The organism is Pseudomonas siliginis (assembly GCF_024072275.1).
GTDB classification, from domain to species: domain Bacteria; phylum Pseudomonadota; class Gammaproteobacteria; order Pseudomonadales; family Pseudomonadaceae; genus Aquipseudomonas; species Aquipseudomonas siliginis.
On record NZ_CP099598.1, the window covers coordinates 3,062,763 to 3,084,347 of the forward strand.

Annotated in this window: 17 protein-coding genes; 11 read left to right on the forward strand and 6 right to left on the reverse strand. The window is 62.3% G+C overall.

Translation table 11 applies throughout. From position 1 onward, the window contains the following. The first annotated feature begins 9 nt into the window (after positions 1-9). A complete protein-coding gene (locus NF676_RS14220; protein ID WP_252886232.1) occupies positions 10-222 on the forward strand; it encodes a hypothetical protein in 213 nt (70 codons plus the stop codon). On the opposite strand, the gene gabP is transcribed toward NF676_RS14220, so the two are convergent. Together gabP and NF676_RS14230 are read right to left on the reverse strand one after the other, a co-directional pair. Further along, the gene (gabP, locus tag NF676_RS14225) at positions 219-1,625 is read right to left on the reverse strand and encodes a GABA permease (RefSeq protein ID WP_252886233.1); all 1,407 of its coding nucleotides are present in this window, start codon (positions 1,623-1,625) and stop codon (positions 219-221) included. The two genes, NF676_RS14220 and gabP, sit on opposite strands and share 4 nt — an antisense overlap. Before the next feature lie 235 nt (positions 1,626-1,860). Next, positions 1,861-3,987: a TonB-dependent siderophore receptor gene (locus NF676_RS14230; RefSeq protein WP_252886234.1), complete on the reverse strand. Its 2,127-nt coding sequence runs from the start codon at positions 3,985-3,987 to the stop codon at positions 1,861-1,863. Between the two features lie 266 nt (positions 3,988-4,253). Between NF676_RS14230 and paoC the strand changes: the two genes are divergently transcribed. Together paoC and NF676_RS14240 are read left to right on the forward strand one after the other, a co-directional pair. Then, the gene (paoC, locus tag NF676_RS14235) at positions 4,254-6,464 is read left to right on the forward strand and encodes an aldehyde oxidoreductase molybdenum-binding subunit PaoC (protein ID WP_252886235.1); all 2,211 of its coding nucleotides are present in this window, start codon (positions 4,254-4,256) and stop codon (positions 6,462-6,464) included. 25 nt (positions 6,465-6,489) lie between these two features. Beyond that, positions 6,490-6,822: a hypothetical protein gene (locus NF676_RS14240; protein ID WP_252886236.1), complete on the forward strand. Its 333-nt coding sequence runs from the start codon at positions 6,490-6,492 to the stop codon at positions 6,820-6,822. Between the two features lie 291 nt (positions 6,823-7,113). Here the strand turns inward: NF676_RS14240 and curR are convergent, their stop codons facing one another. Continuing rightward, positions 7,114-7,698, reverse strand: coding sequence for a TetR family transcriptional repressor CurR (gene curR / locus NF676_RS14245; RefSeq protein WP_056786121.1), 585 nt, complete (start codon positions 7,696-7,698; stop codon positions 7,114-7,116). 212 nt (positions 7,699-7,910) lie between these two features. Here curR and NF676_RS14250 point away from each other — a divergent pair, with 212 nt between their 5' ends. The 3 genes from NF676_RS14250 (at position 7,911) to NF676_RS14260 (ending at position 11,546) form a co-directional block, all read left to right on the forward strand. Then, positions 7,911-8,588, forward strand: coding sequence for a type 1 glutamine amidotransferase domain-containing protein (locus NF676_RS14250; RefSeq protein ID WP_252882057.1), 678 nt, complete (start codon positions 7,911-7,913; stop codon positions 8,586-8,588). A 102-nt stretch (positions 8,589-8,690) separates the two neighbouring features. After that, positions 8,691-9,812, forward strand: coding sequence for an alkene reductase (locus tag NF676_RS14255; protein ID WP_252886237.1), 1,122 nt, complete (start codon positions 8,691-8,693; stop codon positions 9,810-9,812). A 195-nt stretch (positions 9,813-10,007) separates the two neighbouring features. Continuing rightward, on the forward strand, positions 10,008-11,546 hold the full coding sequence (locus tag NF676_RS14260) for a cryptochrome/photolyase family protein (protein ID WP_252886238.1): 1,539 nt from the start codon (positions 10,008-10,010) through the stop codon (positions 11,544-11,546). Between the two features lie 6 nt (positions 11,547-11,552). Here the strand turns inward: NF676_RS14260 and NF676_RS14265 are convergent, their stop codons facing one another. The 3 genes from NF676_RS14265 to NF676_RS14275 form a co-directional block, all read right to left on the reverse strand. After that, on the reverse strand, positions 11,553-13,055 hold the full coding sequence (locus NF676_RS14265; RefSeq protein WP_252886239.1) for a sensor domain-containing diguanylate cyclase: 1,503 nt from the start codon (positions 13,053-13,055) through the stop codon (positions 11,553-11,555). Positions 13,056-13,185: 130 nt separating this feature from the next. Next, a complete protein-coding gene (locus tag NF676_RS14270) occupies positions 13,186-14,100 on the reverse strand; it encodes a LysR family transcriptional regulator (protein ID WP_041480316.1) in 915 nt (304 codons plus the stop codon). Positions 14,101-14,194: 94 nt separating this feature from the next. After that, positions 14,195-15,394, reverse strand: coding sequence for an MFS transporter (locus tag NF676_RS14275; protein WP_076562840.1), 1,200 nt, complete (start codon positions 15,392-15,394; stop codon positions 14,195-14,197). A 286-nt stretch (positions 15,395-15,680) separates the two neighbouring features. Here NF676_RS14275 and NF676_RS14280 point away from each other — a divergent pair, with 286 nt between their 5' ends. The 5 genes from NF676_RS14280 to NF676_RS14300 all read left to right on the forward strand — a co-directional run bounded on the left by NF676_RS14280 (position 15,681) and on the right by NF676_RS14300 (position 21,511). Beyond that, entirely contained in the window at positions 15,681-16,961 is a 1,281-nt protein-coding gene (locus NF676_RS14280; RefSeq protein ID WP_252886240.1) for a c-type cytochrome, read from the forward strand. After that, complete coding sequence (locus NF676_RS14285; protein WP_252886241.1) at positions 16,958-17,431, forward strand: (2Fe-2S)-binding protein; 474 nt, start codon at positions 16,958-16,960, stop codon at positions 17,429-17,431. Before NF676_RS14280 ends, NF676_RS14285 begins: the two co-directional genes overlap by 4 nt. Then, positions 17,428-19,662, forward strand: coding sequence for a xanthine dehydrogenase family protein molybdopterin-binding subunit (locus NF676_RS14290; RefSeq protein ID WP_252886242.1), 2,235 nt, complete (start codon positions 17,428-17,430; stop codon positions 19,660-19,662). Before NF676_RS14285 ends, NF676_RS14290 begins: the two co-directional genes overlap by 4 nt. A 171-nt stretch (positions 19,663-19,833) precedes the next feature. Then, the gene (locus NF676_RS14295; RefSeq protein ID WP_252886243.1) at positions 19,834-20,946 is read left to right on the forward strand and encodes an alkene reductase; all 1,113 of its coding nucleotides are present in this window, start codon (positions 19,834-19,836) and stop codon (positions 20,944-20,946) included. Positions 20,947-21,034: 88 nt separating this feature from the next. Continuing rightward, positions 21,035-21,511, forward strand: a complete 477-nt coding sequence (locus tag NF676_RS14300; protein WP_016774798.1) for a helix-turn-helix domain-containing protein — start codon at positions 21,035-21,037, stop codon at positions 21,509-21,511. Positions 21,512-21,585 lie beyond the last annotated feature (74 nt).

The following is a 21,585-nucleotide window of genomic DNA, read 5'->3' on the forward strand; positions in this document are numbered from 1 at the left end:
AGGTGTGCCATGAAGCCGTTTGCCGAAACCAGCGTCGTTTGGCCGCAAGAGAACACCGGACTGTCCGCCAGTGAATGCGAACGCAGCTTTTTGCTGCCGCAATTGATGGGTTCACTCGCCGGTGAAACCTGCGCGTTGACGGGCTCATTCAATCAACGCGAGCATCTGCCTTCGAGCCCGAACGGCTGGTTTTCCCGTGGGCTCAAGGCGTTGTTTGCTTAGGCTTTGCTCACCGCAACCACTCTGCCCGCCGGCCGGTGCTGGCGGCTGGTGACCAGGCCAATGAACGAGATCAGCAACGCCAGGCCAATGGTCGAAGTCACTTCCAGGCGATGTTCAGGGGTGATCATCATCACTGCCAAAGCCGCGCAGATGAAGGCGATGACCAGCCAGGTGAGCCAGGGAAACAGCCACATGCGCAAGGTCATTTCGACCTTTTCCCGTTCCAGCCGGCGGCGCATGCGCAACTGCGAAATGGCGATCACCAGATACACCAGCAAGGCAATCGCACCGGAGCTGGCGAGCAGGAACTGGAACAGCCCGGCCGGCATGAAATAGCTGAGTAACGTCACGCCTGCGCCGATCACCGTGCTGGCGATCACCGCCGCGCGTGGCACGCCGGCCGCCGAAGTCACCTTCAATGCCGGCGGCGCATCGCCGCGTCGGCCCAGCGAATAGAGCATGCGCGAGGAAATGTAGATCGACGAGTTCATGCAACTGGCCACCGCGATCAACACGACCACGTCGACGAGGAATTTGGCGTTGGGGATGTTCATCAGTTCCAGTGCGCGCTGGTAGGAACCGACCGAGGCGAGTTGCGGGTCATTCCATGGCACCACGGAAATCACCACGAAGATCGACAGCAGATAGAAAATGCCGATGCGCCAGATCACCGAACGGGTGGCGTTGGCGATGTTCTGCGCCGGGTTGTTCGATTCCGCAGCGGCGATGGTCACCGCTTCGGTGCCGATGAAACTGAACATGATGGTGATGAACGCGCCAACCACCGCCGACATGCCGTTGGGCGCAAAGCCGCCGTGCTCGGCCATCAGCGTGCTCAAGCCACTGGCTTCGCGCTCGGGAATCCAGCCCATCAGCACCGCAAAACCCAGGCCGATGAAACCGATAATCGCGATGACCTTGGCCATGGCGAACCAGAATTCGAACTCGCCGTATTTCGACACGCTGAACAGGTTGGTGATCACCAGCAGCACGATCGACAGCAAGGCGAACAACCACGCATCGACCTGGGGAAACCACTGATTGAGCACGTGCCCGGCGGCCAAGGCTTCGATGGGAATCACCAGCACCCAGAACCACCAGTAGAGCCAGCCAATGGTGAACCCGGCCCAGCGGCCAATGGCTTGATCGGCGTAGGTGGAAAACGAGCCGGTGTCGGGATGCGCCACGGCCATTTCACCGAGCATGCGCATCACCAGCACGACCAGTAGACCGGAGAACAGATAAGCGAGCAGCACCGCAGGTCCTGCGGCGGCGATGGCGTGGCCTGAGCCAACGAAAAGTCCTGCGCCGATGATGCCGGCAATGGAAAGCATGGTGACGTGACGCGGTTTGAAACCTTGCGCCAACTGACCGTTGGAGTCCTTGGGGTTCAGGCTAGTCATGGGTTCTTATTGTTCTCATGATCGACGTTTGGGCCACTGACTGAGCGTCAGGCGATCATCATTTCCGGTGTCGGCATCAGGCGAAAGCTGCGACGCAGACGCTTTGCCGACGAAATGATGCTTCACCTTACGTGGCCCGGCCGCCGCGCAACTAGCCTGAGTGCGGCATGCCGATGTCTGATTTCGACATGCCACTCTCAGGCCAGCATGGGGCGGCGGCAAACGCTGCGGCGATTTACAGCGTGTAGGAAATCCCCACCTGCACGGTTCGCGGCGCGCCCGGGTAGGCGTAAACGTTGCCGAAGGCGCCTTCTTCGTAGTCGCGATCGAAGATGTTTTTCACATCGAGATTGAGGCGCACCTTGTCGTTGATCTTGTAGAAGCTCAGCAGGTCGACCACGGTGTAACTGCCCATGGAAAACGCGGTGTTGGACGTCTGCCCGGCGCGCTCGTCGACGTATTTCAGGCCGGTGCCAAGGCCAAGACCTTTGAGCGTGCCGTCCTGGAACTCGTACATGTTGAGCAGGCTGAAGCTGTTCTTTGGGATGTTCAGCAGGCGCGTGCCGGAGCGCAGCGTGTTGTCCTTGGTCACCTCGGCGTCGACGTAAGCGTAACCGCCGACCACTCGCCACTCAGGGGTGAGGTTGCCGGTGACGTTGACGTCGAAACCACGGCTGCGCACTTCACCGGCGGCGACGCTGAAAGTCGAATCCACCGGGTCGGTGGTCAGCACGTTGCGTTTTTCGATCTGGTAGATCGCCGCGTCGACGCTCAACTGCTGATCCAGCGCTTCCCACTTCACGCCCATCTCGTACGACTTACCCTTCTCCGGAGCGAAGCCGCCGCCTTCGCGACTGGCGCCGGTGTTGGGCTTGAACGAGCGCGCGGTGTTGGCGTAGACCGCCAGGGTATCGGTCAAATCGTAGGTGACGCCGATACGCGGGGTGACGGCGTTGTCGCTGGCCTGCCAGCTCTTGCCGCCGGGCACGTAGGTTTCGTAATCGTGCTCGAAGCGCTCGAAACGTGCGCCGGCCAGCACTTTCAGTTTGTCGGTGAGGGCTACCTGATCCTGCACGAATGCCGCGTAGGTCTTGAGGTTCTCTTTGTCGTGAGTCGGTGTGCGGGTCAGCGCCGGGCGTGGCTGGCCGTAGACCGGATTGAAGATGTCGATCGGGTAGGCACTGACCGCGCCGCTGGAGCGCTGGATGATCGACTTGTAATCGTAATCTTCATACTCGATGCCGGTGAGCAAGGTGTGCTGCAGACCGCCAGTGTCGAAATGCCCGGTGAGGTTGAGCTGGGTGTCCTTGTCGGTCCATTCCAGCTTGCGGTAGTTGAAGTTGCGCCCCAGCGTGCGGCCGTCAGCGGCGATGCCGTTGGCCTCGATCGCATTACCCTTGAGCGAGCCGTCGAGCCACTGGAAACCTCCGCCCAAGGTCCAGTCGTCGTTGAGCATGTGCTCGAAACGCAACTGCGCCATGTTGTTGTCGTTGTGCAGCTTGCCGACGTCCTTCTCGCCAAAGAAGGTATCGCGCGAGGCAGTGCCGATCTGCGCCGGGTAGCGCGTGACGCCGCGATCGAGCGGCGCGTTGTTGCGCATGAAGTCGCCTTCGAAAATCAGCTTGGTCGCATCGGTGGCCTGCCAGGTCAGCACCGGCGTGATGCCGTAGCGCTCGTTCTCGACATGATCGCGGAAGGTGTCACCGCCCTCGCCCACCACATTCAAGCGATAGGCCAGACGCCCTTCTTCGTCGAGTGGCCCGGAAGCGTCGAGGGTGCCGCGCTTCATGCCTTGGTCGTTCAACTGGCTGCCTAACGTAACGGTGCGCTCGGGCAACGGCTGTTTCGACACCACGTTGAAGGTACCGCCTGGGTCGCCACGGCCATAGAGCATGGTCGCCGGGCCGCGCAGCACTTCCAGACGCTCGATGGTGTTGGCGTCGGGCATGTTCGGGTAGCCACGGTTAATCGGGAAACCGTTGCGGTAGAACTCACCGGTGGTGAAACCGCGCACGGTGAAGGTGGTCAGGCCCTGCCCGCCGAAATTGTTCGCCCGACCGACGCCACCGGCGTAATCCAGCGCATCCTGCAAACGCGTGGCGCCGAGGTCTTCGACGGCATCCTTCGTCACCACGCTGATCGATTGCGCGGTTTCATGAATCGAGGTGTCGGTGCGCGTGGCGCTGGCCGAACGGGTCGCGCGGTAGCCTTGCACCGGGCCGTCTGCCCGTTCGTAATCCGCTGTGCCGACTACGTCGGTAGCTTCCAGCTCAAGCGTTGAAGAAGTCGGTTCGGCTGACTCAGCCCACGAGGAAGAAGACAACGCCTGCAGCACACAAATGGAAAGCAGAGTTCGACGCATGAGGTGAAAACCTTTACGAATAGGCCAGAACGAAGGGCAAAACCGCCAGTGAAAACGTCGCGCATGGTATACGGTCGCATTAGTAATTGAAACGTATTCCTATTTGTCACATTGATCTGGATTGGTGAGCGAGATTCATCACTCCATCCTGAAACCGCGCATTATCAGTGGCGCGTCGATGGCCTAGGCTCGTAGAGATCCGACGTCAACCGATGGCTGCGCCGCGCTACGTGTGCGTCGCCAGCCTGTCTGGAAGGAATTTGCAGATGAAATTCGACACCCCGGCCGGCTCCAATCCGATCGACCAGCTGAAGGTGATCGGCCAACCTGCCGACCGCATCGACGGCAAGCTGAAAACCACCGGCACCGCCCCCTACGCCTACGAGCAAAACGCAGCGGTGCCGGACGCCGCCTATGGCTATATCGTCGGCGCCGGGATCGGCAAGGGGCGCATTGCCTCGATCGATTCGACGCAAGCGCGGGAAGCGTCCGGGGTGATTACCATCGTCACTTACGAAAACGCCGGGGCCTTGGCCAAAGGCGAGTTTTACGTAGCCAGGGCCTTGGCCGGGCCGCAGGTCGATCACTATCACCAGGCCGTGGCGATTGTCGTCGCAGACACTTTTGAACAGGCCCGCGCGGCCGCCGGCTTGCTCGACATCCGCTACGTGGCCGAACCAGGTTCATTCAATCTGGCGGCTGCGAAAGACTCCGCAACCCCACCGCCACCGGCCGGTTTTGGCCCGCCGCCGCAGACCAGCGTCGGTGACTTCGAAGGCGCCTTCAACGCTGCGCCAGTGCAAATCGATCAGCACTACAGCACGCCTGACCAGGCCCACGCGATGATGGAACCGCACGCAACCATTGCCCGCTGGAGTGGCACGCAATTGACCTTGTGGACATCGATCCAACAGATCAACTGGGGCGCGCGCGATCTGGCGAAAACCCTCGGCATCGCCAAGGAAGATGTGCGCCTGATCTCGCCGTATATCGGCGGCGGTTTCGGCGGTAAGGGCACGATTCTTTGCGACGCAGTGTTGGCATCCCTGGCGGCTCGACATGCCGGGCGACCGGTGAAAGTCGCGCTGCCGCGGCCGCTGATGTTCAACAACCTGACCCATCGTCCGGCGACGATTCAGCGCCTGCGCATCGGTGCCAACCGTGACGGCGTGATCACCGCGATCGGCCACGAGAGCTGGTCGGGCAATCTGCGCGGCGGACGCGCCGAAGCGGCCACCGCGTCAACCCGATTGCTTTACGCCGGGGCCAATCGCATGACCCGTCTGAATCTCGCCGTGCTCGATCTCGCCGAGGGTTCGGCGATGCGCGCGCCGGGCGAGGCACCGGGGATGATGGCGCTGGAAATCGCCATGGATGAACTGGCCGAAAAGCTGCAGATGGATCCGCTGCAACTGCGCATCCTCAACGACTCGCAGGTCGATCCGGAGCAACCGGCGCGGCCGTTCTCCAAACGGCAGTTGGTGGAATGCCTGAACACTGGCGCCGAACGCTTTGGCTGGCGTCAGCGCAACCCTCAACCCGCTCAGCGCCGTGAGGGCGGTTGGCTGATCGGCATCGGGCTGGCCTCGGCGATTCGCGGCGCACCGACCACCGCTTCGGCGGCACGCGTGCGTCTCGATCGTCAAGGCGTCATCACCGTGGAAACCGACATGACCGACATCGGCACCGGCAGTTACACCATCATCGCCCAGACCGCCGCCGAAATGATGGGCGTGCCGCTGGACCGTGTCGTGGTGCACTTGGGCGATTCGCGGTTTCCGGAATCGTCGGGCTCCGGCGGCCAGTGGGGAGCCGCCTCCTCCACTGCCGGCGTGTATGCCGCGTGCATGAAACTGCGTGAAGCCGCTGCTCGCGCCGTCGGTTTTGACCCGCAGCAAGCCGAGTTTGTCGATGCACAGATTCGCGCAGGCTCGCAGCAGGTTGCCTTGGCTCAGGCCGCAGCCAGTGGCGAGCTGACGGGCGAGGACCGCATGGAATACGGCGATCTGGCCGAGCGTTTTGCCCAGCAGACTTTCGGCGCGCATTTCGCCGAAGTCGCGGTCAATGCGGCGACCGGCGAAATTCGCCTGCGCCGGCAACTGGCCGTGTGCGCCGCCGGGCGCATCCTCAACCCGAAAACCGCGCGCAGCCAGATCATCGGCGGCATGACCATGGGCGCTGGTGCGGCATTGATGGAAGAGATGGCGGTGGACCATCGAATCGGCTTTTTCGTCAATCACGATCTGGCCGGATACGAGGTGCCGGTGCACGCCGACATTCCCCATCAGGAAGTAATCTTTCTCGATGAAGTCGATCCGTATGCAACCCCGTTGAAAGCCAAAGGCGTTGGCGAGCTGGGTATCAGCGGCGCGGCGGCGGCCATCGCCAACGCGATCTATAACGCGTGTGGCGTACGGGTGCGCGATTATCCGATTACGCTGGATAAACTCATCGGCGAGTTGTCCTACCCGGTCTGAGACTCGATCGCGCAGGATATCGCCCATGTACCCCACCACCCCCGATGGCCGCTATTTTGTGGTCAAGCAACAGCTGTGGCGTTGCAGCAATCCATCACTGCCAGCCGCCGAGCGTGAGGCGTTTGTAACCGAACTCATGTCAGCGCGGCGTTCGGTCAAAGAGGCAAAGCGTGCGGAGGATGCACAGGCGTTGAAGTCAGCGAGAGCTCGCGTCAACGAGGCCAAAGTCGCGCTGGGTGAACGCGGGCCGGTGTGGTGGGATGACGGCAGCCCGGATTACAACCGATTCAAAGTGAGCAATACGCCGTACGCGCAGTGGTTCGCCCAACTGCCTGAAGAGGACAGCAGTTCTGCCTGAGTTTTGAATGGCCTGCTGATCTCCAATCCCACCAATCAACACAGATCTCCTGTGGGAGCGAGCCTGCTCGCGAATGCATTGGGTCAGGCAATGAAGATGTTGAATGTGCCGCCGTCTTCGCGAGCAGGCTCGCTCCCACAGGATTGTGGATTGAATGAAGATCGATGGTTCAGCACGAAGCAGTGTAGGTGTGAGCCTGCTCGCGATTGCGTTGGATCAGGCAATGAAGATGTTGAATGTGCCGCCGTCTTCGCGAGCAGGCTCACTCCTACAAGGGATCTGCGGCGAGGCTCAGACTCGCAAAAGCTGCCGGGTCATCGCCATCGAGGTTTCCAGCGACTGTCCGGTGCGCTGCAGTTTGTTCAGCAGACTCGCGCCGAGCCAGAGCTGATACAGCGTCTCCGCCAACTTCCGCGCATCGCCCTCGGGCAGGCTTTTGTCATTTTGGCCTTGTTCGATGCATTCGGTGATGCGCGCGACGATGCGTTCGGCGCCGTCGCGCAAGGTCAGGCGCATCGATTCGGACAGGTCGGCGACTTCGGCGCTGAGTTTCACCACCAGGCATTCATCCCCGTGGCCTTCGAGGGTGCAGCGGTTCTGCCAGCCCTGCCAGTAATCCATCAAACGCTCGAACGCAGTCAGCCCAGGCAATGTCAGGCGGCGCTCCATGTCGGCGAGGTAGTCGACGAAGTAATCCTCCAGCAGCGCCTGGCCATACAACTCCTTGGATTTGAAGTAGTGATAGAACGAGCCCTTGGGCACGCCGGCGGTCTGCAGGATCTCGTTGAGGCCGACGCTGGTGAAGCCCTTCTCGGCCATCATCCGGTGGCCGGTGTCGAGCAAGTGTTGGCGGGTGTCGTCAAAGGTCGGCTTCATGGTGCGCAAAATTCCAGACAATAGACCAGTCGTATACTTTTCAGGACCGGGAGTTTGCCATAACCGACGAGCAAAAACATTTTCTGAAAAAATTACTAGACGACTGGTCTAATTGGAACCTATGCTGCGCCCCGAGACACAAATTCATGCGGTGCCGACGCTGAGCGAATTCCTCGCCCTGTGCCGATGCCTGACCAAACCAAGGGTGCTCTATGAAAATCTTGATGGTTCTGACTTCCCACGATCAACTCGGCAACACCGGCAAGAAAACCGGCTTCTGGCTGGAAGAGTTCGCCGCGCCCTACTACGCCTTCAAGGACGCCGGCGCCGACGTCACGCTGGTATCGCCTGCCGGCGGCCAGCCGCCGCTCGATCCGAAAAGCGATGAGCCAAGCGCGCAGACTGCCGAAACCGATCGCTTCCGCGCTGATTCGGCCGCGCAACAGGCGTTGGCCAACACGGGTCGCCTGGCTGATGTGAAGGCTGAGGATTTCGATGCCGTGTTCTACCCAGGCGGCCACGGCCCGCTGTGGGATCTGGCCGAAGACAAGGCCTCGATCGCGCTGATCGAAGCCTTCGACCGCGCCAACAAACCTCACGGTTTTGTCTGCCACGCACCCGGCGTGTTGCGTCATGTGGTGCGCGCTGACGGCCAGCCAATCGTCAAGGGCCGTGATGTCACCGGCTTCACCAATGCCGAAGAAGCGGCGGTCGGCCTGACTGACGTGGTGCCGTTCCTCATCGAAGACGAGTTCCAGCGTCTTGGCGGGCGCTATTCGAAAGTTGCCGACTGGCAGGTGCATGTGGTCGCTGACGGTCAACTGGTCACCGGCCAGAACCCGGCCAGCTCCGCCGCCGTTGCCGAAAAGCTGTTGAAGATGCTCGGCTGAATCCCTCGCTCCAACCCGATCAACGCCGCGTGCGTACAGCCCGGCGTTGTTTTTTTGCCCAGTCACTAGTCGACTGGTCTAATCAGATTCAAGGCTTACCCCATGAATAACGCTTTCTTCACGCCTGCCAAATTGGGCGCACACACCCTGAAAAACCGCATCGTCCTGCCACCTCTCACCCGCCAGCGCAGCACGCAACCGGGCAATGTCGCCAACGAGTTGATGGCCGAGTATTACCAGCAGCGCGCCGGTGCCGGTTTGCTGGTCACCGAAGGCACGCAGATCGAACCGCGTGGCCAGGGTTATGCGTGGACGCCGGGCATTCACACGCCGGAGCAGATCGCCGGTTGGCGCAAAGTCACAGAGGCGGTGCACGCGGTGGATGGGGTGATCTTCGCCCAGCTTTGGCACGTCGGTCGGGTCTCGCACACGGCGTTGCAGCCTAATGGTGATGCCCCGGTGTCGGCCTCTGCGGTCGCCACGGACCGCGTCAGCGTGTTCATCGAAACCGCGCCTGGTGTCGGTGAACTGGTGCCACCGTCTGCTCCGCGCGCGCTGAGCACCGATGAAGTGCAGGAACTGATTCAGCTGTATATCCAGGCCGCGCGCAACGCGATGGATGCGGGTTTCGATGGCATCGAACTGCACTGCGCCAACGGTTATCTGGTCAACCAGTTCATCTCCGCCCACAGCAACCTGCGCACCGATCAGTACGGTGGCTCGCTGGACAATCGCTTGCGCTTCTTGCGCGAAGTGGTGGCCGGTGTTGCCGAATGCATCGGCAAGGACAAGGTCGGTGTGCGTTTCGCGCCGTTGTTCACTACAACCGATGAAGCGCGGACGTATCTGGGCCTGGTCGAGGAAGATCCGCACAGCACTTACATTGCCGCGATCAAGATTCTTGAAGACGTCGGCATCGCCTACCTGTCGATCGCCGAAGCCGACTGGGACAACGCGCCAGCGATGCCGCAGACCTTTCGCCGGGCCGTGCGCGACACGTTCAGCGGCGCGATCATTTATGCCGGTCGCTACACCGCCAAAACCGGCGCGCAATTGCTTGAGTCGGGGCTGGCCGATCTCGTTGCGTTTGGCCGACCGTTCATGGCCAACCCGGACCTGCCGGCGCGGATTGCCAATGACTGGCCGTTGAACCAATTGAATCCGGCGACGGTGTATGGCGGTGGTGCCGAGGGTTATATCGATTACCCGACCTACCCCGCCTAAGAACCCAAAACAAGTTCCTGTGGGAGCGAGCCTGCTCGCGAAGGCGGTGGGTCAGTCAGCACTTGTATTGACTGACAGGACGCTTTCGCGAGCAGGCTCGCTCCCACAATAGGATGTCAGTGGCCGCTAAAACCTATACATAACAAACAATCTGTATAACTATTGGAGTTCGAATCGTTCACCGGACTTAGCTCCATGCCCCCTGCCCACCGCTTGCTCCTGATCCTCGGCGACCAGCTGTCTTTCGACCTGGCCTCCCTGCAGCCACTCGATCCCCAGCAAGACCTGCTGCTGATGGTCGAGGTCATGGAGGAAGCGACCCACGTCGCCCATCATCCGCAAAAGATCGCTCTGATCTTCAGCGCCATGCGCCACTTTGCCGAGGCGTTGCGCGATAAAGGCTACCGCGTCCAGTACGTCAGCCTCGACGACCCGGACAACAGCGGCTCCATCCCCGGCGAATTGCAGCGCTGGCAAACCCTCACTGGTGCCGACGAAATCCACATCACCGAATGCGGCGACTGGCGCCTTGAGCAGTCAATCAAAGATTCGGGCTTGCCCGTGCACTGGCATTCAGACAGCCGCTTCCTCTGTTCTCGCGAAGAGTTCTCCAACTGGGCCAGCGGCAAGAAGCAGCTGCGCATGGAGTTTTTCTACCGCGAGATGCGGCGCAAGAGTCGGCTGCTGCTGAACGGGGACGGTACGCCGGTCGGCGGTGCGTGGAATTTCGATGCGGAGAATCGCAAGGCGCTGCCCAAACACGCTAAACCGCCCTACCCGGCACGTTTCGCCAATGACGCAATCACCCAAGAGGTGCTGGCGTTGGTCGGCGAGCGCTTTGCCACGCATTACGGCACGCTGGATGACTTCAACTACCCGGTGACCCACGCCGATGCCCTGGCCTTGTGGCAATACTTTCTCGACTATGCGCTGGCCGGCTTCGGTGATTACCAGGACGCCATGGCCAGCGACGAACCGTTCCTGTTTCACGCGCGGATCAGTGCCGCGCTGAACATCGGCCTACTCGATTTGCGCCAGCTGTGCAGCGATGTCGAGGCGGCCTACTGGTCGGGGAGCATCGGCCTCAACGCGGCCGAAGGCTTCATTCGGCAGCTGATCGGCTGGCGCGAATACGTGCGCGGTGTGTACTGGCTGAAGATGCCGGATTACGCCGAGGGCAATGTGTTTGGTAACACGCGTGCGCTGCCGGAGTTCTACTGGACCGGGCAGACACAGATGAACTGCATGCGCCAGGCCATCGGCCAAAGCCTGCAACATGCCTATGCGCACCACATCCAGCGGCTGATGGTCACCGGCAACTTTGCCTTGCTCGCCGGGATTGCGCCGAAGGAAATCTGTGAATGGTATCTGGCGATCTACATGGACGCCTTCGACTGGGTCGAACTGCCCAACACCCTCGGCATGGTCATGCATGCCGACGGCGGTTATCTCGGCTCCAAGCCTTACTGTGCCAGCGGCCAGTACATCAATCGGATGTCGGACTACTGCGGCGACTGCGCCTACAAGGTCAAGGAAAGCAGCGCGGACAATGCCTGCCCGTTTAACGCACTGTACTGGCATTTCCTCATGCGCCACGGCGATATCCTGCGTGGCAATCAGCGCATGGGCATGATGTACAAGAACCTCGACCGCATGCCGCTGGCCAAGCAGGACGCGCTGTGGCAGCGCGGGCAGATGCTGTTGGCGAAACTGGATAGCGGCGAAGCTTTCTAGTGCGCCTCAGGCCTGCCCGGCCATCCCGTTGCGCCCCGCCGCTTTGGCGCGGTACAGCGCCTGATCGGCGTTCTGGATCAACGCCGGCAGCGAATCCAGCTGCGCGCCCGTCCCTACCGCCATGCCGATACTCACCGTGATCCGAGCAAACGGACTGCCCGGGTGGGCGATGTTCGCCTGCTGCAAACGCTCAAGCATCAGTTGCGCCACCACCGTCGCACCGGCGCTGTCGGTGGCCGGCATGATCACCGCCATTTCCTCGCCACCGTAGCGCGCGACCAGATCCGAGGGGCGTCGCACGCAGCCTTCAAGAATCTTGCTGACCGCTTGCAGGCAGGCATCGCCGGCGACGTGGCCCAAGGCATCGTTGAACAATTTGAAGTGATCAATATCAATCATCAGCAAGGCCAGCGAAGTCCCGTCACGCTGCGCGCGCCGCGCTTCCACCGTCAGGGTTTCATCGAAACAGCGGCGGTTGGCCAGGCCGGTCAGCGCGTCCTTCAGCGCCAGTAATTCCAGCTGGCGATTGGACGCGAGCAATTGCTGCTGGGCATCGCGCAAGGCTTCTTCGGCCTCGGTGCGGCGGCGGATATCAAGGATCAGGAACCAGCCGATCAACCCGGTCAGCCCCAGCAGCCCGATCACCACCACCGCCGACAACGCCGCTTCGATGCGCCACGCCGCCAGCGCTTCGTCCTTGCCCAGGGCCACGGTGGTGATCAGCGGCAGCGTTTCGCTTTTGCGGAACGCGTACAGCCGCTCGACACCGTCGAGGCTGGAGGTGTAGGAGGCAGTGCCGACCGAGCGGTCAACGAGGTATTTGGCGTAGATCGGCGATTTGGAGAAGTTGCGGCCCATGTCCTGCTCGCGGAACGGATAGCGGACCAGCAGCGTGCCATCGGTGTACGACAGGCCTATCGCGCCGTCCTGGCCAACGTCGAGTTTGCCGAACACTCGCAGAAAGTTTTCCACCCCCAGCGTCACTGCTACAACGCCAGCGAACTGGCCACCGGCGTCATTGAAGCGCCGACTGATGGTCACCACCCATTCATGATTGGCACGGCTCTGGATCGGCGGGCCAATGAACGGCTCGCGGCTCGGGCTGTCACGGTGATGTATGAAATAGGCGCGGTCGCTGCTGTTGGCGCCCTCCGGAATCGGCCGATTGGAGGACATCAGCCAATGCCCGTTCCGGTCATAGATGATGATGCCGCTGAGCTGTGGCATCAGCGGCTGCTGGCGGTCGATCAGGCTCTGGATGCGCTGAATCTGCGCCGGGCCGTTGCCCTCGGTTTCCAGGCGCTCGACCAACCCGAGCAAAAGCAGCGAGCTTTGCCGGACAATGCCTTCGGTGTAGGTGTTGAGCGCCTGGGTCAGGTTCAGGCCATGCACGTCGACCTCGGCCAGCGCACGCTCGCGCGAAGACCAGACTTTCCAGATCGTCAGCGAAGTCAGGGAACAGCCAATCACCAGCAGCAGGAGCATTACAAGGCGAGTATCACGCTTCACGTCAGTACCTTAAGGAAGTCCGGTATCCATTCCAGCCATCATTCGAACGTCGGCACTCACGGCGGCCACGTGTTCCGGGGCGCAAGCATACAAGCAGTGTGCAGCGGCTGCAGCAACAGAGTGTGCAGTGCTAAGCGGCAGGTGCGGCGGGTTTGAGGATTTCCACAAGAAAATCGATGAACACGTTGATCCGGCTCGAACCACGGTGGTTGGGCAAGTACAGCGCGTTGATGCAACTGCTGGCACTGCCGGGATTGACCTCGTAGTGCTCAAGCAAGCGCGTCAGGCGCCCGGCGGCGACGTCGTCGCGCACCAGCCAGTCGGCCAGCAGCGCCACCCCGCCACCGCCAATTGCCGCTTCGCGCAAGATGTCGGCGTTGTTGCTTTGCAGGCGGCCCGCAACGTTGAGCTGAATCGGCTCTTCGTCGCCCTGAAAGGTCCAGTGATGATGGCTGCCGCCGTAATCGAAACGCAGGCATTGGTGCTCAAGCAGATCCCGCGGATGTTCGAGCACGCCGCTGCGCGCCAGATAATCCGGGCTGGCGACAATCCAACGCTGAAACTGCCCGACGCGTTTGCTGACGATGTCTTCACTGACCACCGTGGAACCGAGCCGCACTGAAACGTCGATCTGCTCGCTGAGCAGATCGCTGACCTGATCGCTCAGCGACAGGCTGATCTCCAGCCCCGGATGACGTTCGAGCAAGCGGCTCAGGTGCGGCGCGATCAGCCGGCGGCCAAACTCCACCGGCACACTGATGCGCAAGCGGCCTTGGGCATCACTGCCACGATCAGCGACCACCGCATCGGCTTCGTCGATGGCATCGAGAATCGCCACGGCCTTCTCGAAATAGGTTTGACCGGCGACGGTCACGCTGGTGTTGCGCGTGGTGCGATTGAGCAGGCTGGCGCCCAACTCGTTCTCCAGCCCCGCCACTTGCCGTGTCACCGAAGACGTCGAAATCCCAAGCTTGCGCGCCGCCGAGGAATAGCCCCCGCAGCGCACGGTTTCAACAAACATCTTCAATGCCAGCAACTTGTCCATAAGCGGGATCCGGTGGTGAGGGAACGCCGCTGATTGTGCATCAGTGCTCGCGACACGTCTTGTATCGTCGTGCTTGCCGGGCCTCATCGCGCCCTCAGCCATCAGCCTTGCGGCTCAGGAACAACGCCAGCGCCAGCGCCGGCAACACCGCTACGGCGACGGCCGAGAGGTTCCAGCCGAAGTGTTCGTACAGCGGGCTGGCGACCAGTGAACCGAGGGCGCCGCCGACGAAGATGCTGGTCATGTACACCGCATTCAGGCGTGCGCGGCTGTGCGGGTCGAGGGCGTAGACCTCGCGCTGGCCGAGGACCATGTTCAACTGCACGGCAAAATCCAGCAGCACCGCACACACCACCAGCCACACGTAACCACTGCCCGGCAACGCGGCGATCAACAGTGACAGCGGCGCCAGCAGCAACGCCACCAAGGTACCGCGACGACCGTGCCCGGCATCGGCCAGACGCCCGGCAATCGGCGCAGCAATCGCACCCACCGCGCCGACCAGAGCGAAGATCGCCACCTGCGCCTGGCTGAAACCGTGGTGACGCATCAGCTCAATCGGCGCGAGAGTCCAGAACAGGCTGAAACTGGCGAACAGCAAACCCTGATACAGCGAACGCTGGCGCAACACAGGAAAGCGTCGGGCCAAGGCAAACACCGAACCGATCAACGCGACATAGGTGGCTTTGTGCGTCGGCACCCGGCGCGGCAGTGCCACAGCGGTAATCAGCGCGATCACCGCCATCAGTGCCGCTGCGCTGTAAAACACCCCGCGCCAGCCGAACACTTCAACCAACAGGCTCGACAGCGGCCGCGACAGCAGAATCCCCAACAACAGGCCGCTCATGATGTTGCCGACCACGCGGCCACGGCTGGCTTCCGGTGCCAGATGCGCGGCCAGCGGCACAAGGATCTGCACTGCCACCGAAGTCAGGCCGATCAGCAAAGAGAGCAGCAGGAACAGCGACGGCGAATGGGTCAGGCCAGCGCACAGCAACGTCACGCTGGCGGCGAGGGTGAAGCCGACCACCAGGCGGCGGTTTTCCATCAAGTCGGCCAGCGGCACCAGCAGCAATAAGCCCAGCGCGTAACCGAACTGCGTCAGCGACACGATCAGGCTGGCATTGGCGCTGGACAGGCCGATCTGCGGCGCGATCAGTTCGACGATGGGTTGTGCGTAATACAGGTTGGCGACGACCGCGCCGCAGCAAAATGCCAGAAACGCGACCATCAGGCCGGAGAGTGAAGCAGGCTGTTCGGCCGGGGCCGCAACGGCAGGGTTGCCCGTAAGCATGGTGACACCTCGTTGAGTTCGGGAAAGTTGTGCCAAGGCTACGGTCAGCCGGCGGGGGCGAGAATCCGTGCCACTGGCAACGCACTGATGCGTGGCGCGCAACGTTGCTTGTGGCGCAACGCGCTGTTGCGCGGGCCGGTGATTCTCCGCTGCAAGGGTCTTCTCTACGCTTTGGCCCTGGCGCAGACGTCCCCATCGGCGCCCTTCCCCCGGCTGCTACAAGGAGCGTTTCCATGACCCGCACTGCACTCGTCCTGCCACTGCCCGCCGCGTTTATCTGCCGACCATGAACAGCCATCTGCTCAAATCCAGACCTCTGTGGATCAGCGTGGCCGTGCTCGCGGTGATCGGCCTGATCGTCACCGTCGCGCTGATGTGGCGCCCGGCGATCGCGCCAATCAAACGGCCGACGTCATTCGATACTGCGCAGTTGCAACGCGGCGCACGGGTGGTCGAGGCCGGTGACTGCGCGGTGTGCCATACCCGCCCCGGCGGCGAATACCTGGCCGGCGGGCTGACGCTGGTGACGCCGTTCGGCACGCTGTACAGCACCAACATCACTCCAGATGCGCAGACCGGGATCGGCGAGTGGTCATTGCCGGCCTTCGAGCGGGCGATGCGCGAAGGCATTGCCCGCGACGGCCACTTTCTCTACCCGGCGTTTCCTTACGTGCACTACCGGCGCATGAGCTCCGAAGACATCGCCGACGCCTATGCCTACTTGATGAGCGGCCCCGCCGTACATGCGCCCGCCAAGCAGAACCAGATGAATTTCCCGATGAACATCCGCCCGCTGGTGTCGTTCTGGAACCTGCTGTTTCTGCATGGCGAGCCACTGACGCCGCTGGCCGAACACAGCGCGGCATGGAATCGCGGACGCTATCTGGTCGACGGCCCGGGCCACTGCGCCGGCTGCCATTCGCCGCTGAACCTGATCGGCGCGGAGAAATCCTCGGAGTATCTGCAGGGCGGCAGCGTTGATGGCTGGGAAGCGCCGGCACTGGTCGGCCTCCAGCAACGCGCCAATCCATGGAATCGCGAGCAATTGGTCGGCTACCTGCGCGCTGACGTGGTCGATGGTCACGGCACACCCGCCGGCCCGATGCGTCCGGTCAGCCTGAGTCTGGCGCGCTTGCCGGCCAGTGAAGTCGAGGCGATTGCCGACTACCTGCTGAGCCTGCAAAGCCCGCACGCGGTGACCGAAATCACTGCGCAAAAGCCGCCGAGCAGTCCAGCGGATCACAGCAGCGGCGCCCTGCTCTTCAGCAGCGCCTGTGCCGGATGTCACGCACCCGCCGCGCCGATGCGTGAAATCGACGGCCGCCCAGGCCTGCAAAGCACTTCGGCGCTGCAAGCGGCCAGCCCGCGCAACTTTCTCAAGACCGTGCTTGAAGGCGTGCCCGCCATTCCCGGCTCGCCCGGCCCGGTGATGCCGCCATTCGCCGCCAGCCTCGACAACGCCCAGCTCGGCGCCCTCGCCGCGTATCTGCGCGAGCAAGCCAGACCCGATCAGCCATGGGCCGACCTTTCTTCCACTATTGAAGCGTTACGTCAGGAGACGAAATGAGCCAGATCACTCTCACCGTCAATGGAGCCACCCAAGCGCTGGAGCTGGAGCCGGACATGCCGCTGCTGTATGCGCTGCGCAATCACCTGAACCTCAACGGTGCCAAGTACGGCTGCGGCCTGGGCCAGTGCGGCGCGTGCACGGTGATCGTCGACGACCAGCCGGTGTTCGCCTGCCTGACACCGTGCGCAGGCCTTGAAGGAAAAAAGATCCGCACCGTCGAAAGCCTCGGCAGCGCAGAAAAACCCGGCCCGTTGCAAACGGCATTCATCGACAAGCAGGCGGCGCAATGCGGTTACTGCATCGCCGGCATGCTGATGCGCGCGCAGGCGTTGCTCGAACGTGATCCGCACCCGGACGAACAAACCATCCGCGAACACATGGCCGGCAATCTGTGCCGTTGCGGCACGCACTTGCGCATCATCGAGGCGATCAAGCAGGTGGCCGGGCACAACGGGAGCCGGACATGAGCGAAACAAACGGCTTGAACCCCAGCCGCCGGGCCTTCCTGCGCGGCGGCGCGTTGCTCATGGCTTTTACCCTGATGCCAATGGCGCGGCGGGCCTTGGCCGACACCGAAGTCGACACCCTCGGCACCGTAGTGCTGGCCCCCGAACTGCCCGGCAGCCTGCGCACCAACCCTTACCTGGACGCGTGGATCCGCATCGGCGCCGACGGCATCACCGTGTACACCGGCAAAGTCGAACTGGGCACTGGAGTGAAAACCGCTTTGCTGCAAATCGCTGCCGAGCGTTTGCAGGTGCCGGCCAGCGCCGTCAACTTGCTCACCGCCGACACCGCGCTGACGCCCAACGAAGGCTACACCGCCGGCAGCCACAGCATTTTCGACAGCGGCACCGCGCTGTACAACGCCGCCGCGCAAGTGCGCGAAATGCTCGTCGAGGCCGCCGCGCGCAGCTGGCAAGTCGACGCTGCGCAACTGAGCACTCGCGACGGAATCATCGAAGGGCCGACTGGTCAGCGCATGGCTTATGCCGACGCGGTCAAGCATGTCGATGTGCACCAATACGCCAAGGCGCAATCACCGACGATGGCGGCGGCCGACTTCAAACTGATCGGCCACAACCTGCCGCGCCTGGACATTCCGGCCAAGGTCAGCGGCGGCGCGGCATTCGTGCAGGACATGCGCCTGCCGGGCATGCTGCACGCGCGTGTCATCCGCCCGCCGCGTCCCGGCTGCACGCTTCAGGCGTTCGATGCCGCGTCCATCGAGGCGTTGAACGGCGTGGTCAAAGTGATTCGCGACGGCAACTATCTGGCCGTGGTCGCCGGTGATGAGTGGCAAGCGATCAAGGCCATGCGCAGCGGCATCGAGAGTGCCAAGTGGAGCGGCGGCGAGGCGATTCCCGAAGCCGCCGGGATTCACGATTTGCTCAAGCAGCTGCCCTCCAAGCGCTATCCGATCAGCAACACCGGCAATGCCGGCGGCACGACCGAAACGCGCTTCAAAGCGCGGGTCACCAAGCAGTATTTGATGCACGGTTCGATCGGCCCGTCCTGTGCCGTGGCCTGGTTCAACGATGGCGTGCTCACGGTGTGGACCCACACCCAGGGCGTCTATCCACTGCGCGCCGGTATCGCCGAAATGCTGCGTCTGCCGCCGGAGCGTGTGCGCTGCATTCATACCGAAGGCTCGGGTTGCTACGGCCACAACGGCGCCGATGATGCCGCCGCCGATGCCGCGCTGATCGCCATGCGCCTGCCGGGCACGCCGGTGCGCGTGCAATGGATGCGCGAGCAGGAAAACCTCTGGGAGCCGTACAGTTCGGCGATGGTCACCGAAATCGATGCTGGCCTCAGTCAGGGCCGTTTGCAGGACTGGAACTACGAGCTGTGGACCACGCCGCACAACGAACGCATCGTCAATGCCGGTCGCCTGCTGCCGGCACGTCTATTGGCGAAACCCTTCGCCTCGGCGCCGTCGGTGCCAATCGCTCAGCCCGAAGGTGACGGTGATCGCAACGCGGTGCCGCTGTATGAACTGGGCGCGACGCGGATCAACATGAATTTCGTCACCACCATGCCGTTCCGCACTTCGGCCATGCGCTCGCTCGGTGCGCACATCAATATCTTTGCGATCGAGGCGGGTATTGATGAGTTGGCGATCAAGGCCGGACTCGATCCCGTGGCGTTGCGCCTGGCCCATCTGAGCGATCCGCGTGCCCGCGCCGTGATCGAGCGCGTGCGTGACGAAATCGGCTGGCCCCACAAGAGCAACGAGCCCGGCGCGGGGATCGGTTTCGCCTTCGCCCGCTACAAGAACATCATGGGTTACTGCGCCCTCGCGGTGAAACTGCGGGTGCATCCGCAGACCGGCGAAATTCGCGTCGATCATGTGGTGACGGCGGTCGACGTCGGCCAGATCGTCAGCCCCGATGGCCTGCGCAATCAGGTCGAGGGCGGCATTGTCCAGTCGACAAGCTGGACGCTCTACGAACAAGTCGCCTACGACGCGGGCGGCATTCGCAGCTACGACTGGAGCGGTTATCCGATTCTGCGTTTCACCCAATTGCCGAAAAAAGTCGACGTGCATTTGCTTGATCAACCGGGCGAACCCTTCCTCGGTGCTGCCGAAATCGTCCAAGGGCCAATGGCTGCTGCCCTCGGCAACGCGGTCAGCAATGCCACCGGCCGGCGCTGGCTGAATCTGCCGCTGACTCGCTCGACCCAACCCGCCTGAACCACGCCCGCGTTCATCAGCGATGAGCGCGGGTGCCGTTGCGTTGCGCGCAAAACTGCGTAGCGCCGGCCACGGATTATCAGCCCCGCCACCCCCGGTTAAGTTACCTGCACAGCACGCGGCACCTGGCTGCCGCGCTTGTACCCTAATCATCGACATCCGGAGCTACCCATGACCCGTCGCCTGTTCCAACCCATTGCCCTCGGCCCTTACACCCTTGCCCATCGTGTGGCGATGGCGCCCCTGACCCGCTCGCGCGCTGGCCAGCCGGGCGACGTTCCGACCACGATGAACGCCGAGTACTACCGCCAACGCGCCAGTGCTGCGCTGATCATTACCGAGGCCACGCAGATTTCTCAGCAAGGCCAAGGTTATGCGTGGACGCCGGGGATCTACACCGATGCGCAAGTCCAGGCGTGGCGCGAAGTCAGCACGGCGATGCACGCAGCGAACGGTCTGATCTTCATGCAGCTGTGGCACGTCGGCCGGGTCTCGCACCCCAGCTTTCAGCCGGACGCCGGCTTGCCGGTGGCGCCAAGCGCCCTGCCAGTGCCGGGCAAGACCTTTATCGTCGATGAACAAGGCAACGGCGTGTGGGGTGATGTGCCGGTACCGCGCGCCCTCGAAACAGCGGAAATTGCCGACATCGTCGAAGACTATCGCCGCGCTGCGCGTAACGCGTTGAACGCTGGCATGGACGGCGTGGAGATCCATGCCGGCAACGGTTATCTGCTCGATCAATTCCTCAATAGCAATAGCAACCGGCGTGATGACGCCTATGGCGGCAGTGTGGAAAACCGTGCGCGGTTTCTGCTCGAAGTGGTCGCCGCCGTCGCTGATGAAGTCGGCGCCGAGCGCGTCGGCGTGCGGCTGACGCCAATGGGCCGCTTCATGGGCATGGGCGATGACACGCCTGAAGCGACCTTCGGTTATCTGGTCGAAGCGCTCAACCAGTGGAACCTGGCCTACCTGCACCTGGTCGAGCCGGCCATGGTCGGCACGGTCAAGGACGAAAACTTCGACCCGCGCTGGGACGCGATCATCGCCCAGTTGCGCCAGACCTGGAACGGCGTGCTGATCCTCGCTGGCGGTTACGACGCCGAGTCCGCCGAACAGGCGCTGAACGCCGATCGCGCCGACATCATTGCCTTTGGCCGGCCATTTTTGGCCAACCCGGATCTGCCGCGTCGGCTGCACGACGGGCTTGAACTGAACGCGCCGGATCCGAGCAGTTTCTTCGGCGGCGATCAGCGTGGTTACGTCGATTATCCGTTTCACGCCTGAGGCTTGGGCTTCATAACTTTTAAGGTTTGTTTAAGGACTTTAAATAAAGCCTGCGGCCAGACTTTGCCCATCGATCAGGAGAGCCGCCATGAACCCGCAATCGGTGAAGTCAGACCCTTCCTGCCACCTGGCTCGCCCACTGGGCGCACTGTCCGGCTGGCAGGAACGCCGCGCCAAGGCCTACATGCTGCACGATCTGAGCCGCAGCCTGCGCGTCAGCGAGATTGCCGAACATTGCAATCTGTCACGCAGCCACTTTTCCCGGGCGTTCAAGATCGTCACCGGCTGCTCGCCTCAGGAATGGATGCTGAAGATGAAGATCGACAAGGCCAAAGGGCTGTTGCTGACCTCGATGGCGATTACCGAGATTGTTTATGAATGCGGATTTTCCGATCACTCGCACTTCACCCGCACGTTCGGGCGCATGGTGGGCATGCCGCCGAAGGTCTGGCGCCAACTGATGTGCGGAGCGCGGGTGGCGCTGGTGGATGCGGATGTCTGGCGGCTCAGCGATGGGTTGCTGAATTCGACGATGGGCCAGCGCTTGACGGAACTGCGGCCCTGAGTGGAATTTCAAAGGGTTTTGTTCACTCCTCCCTTTTGGCCGCGATTTTTCGCGGCTTTTTTTTGCGGTAGAGC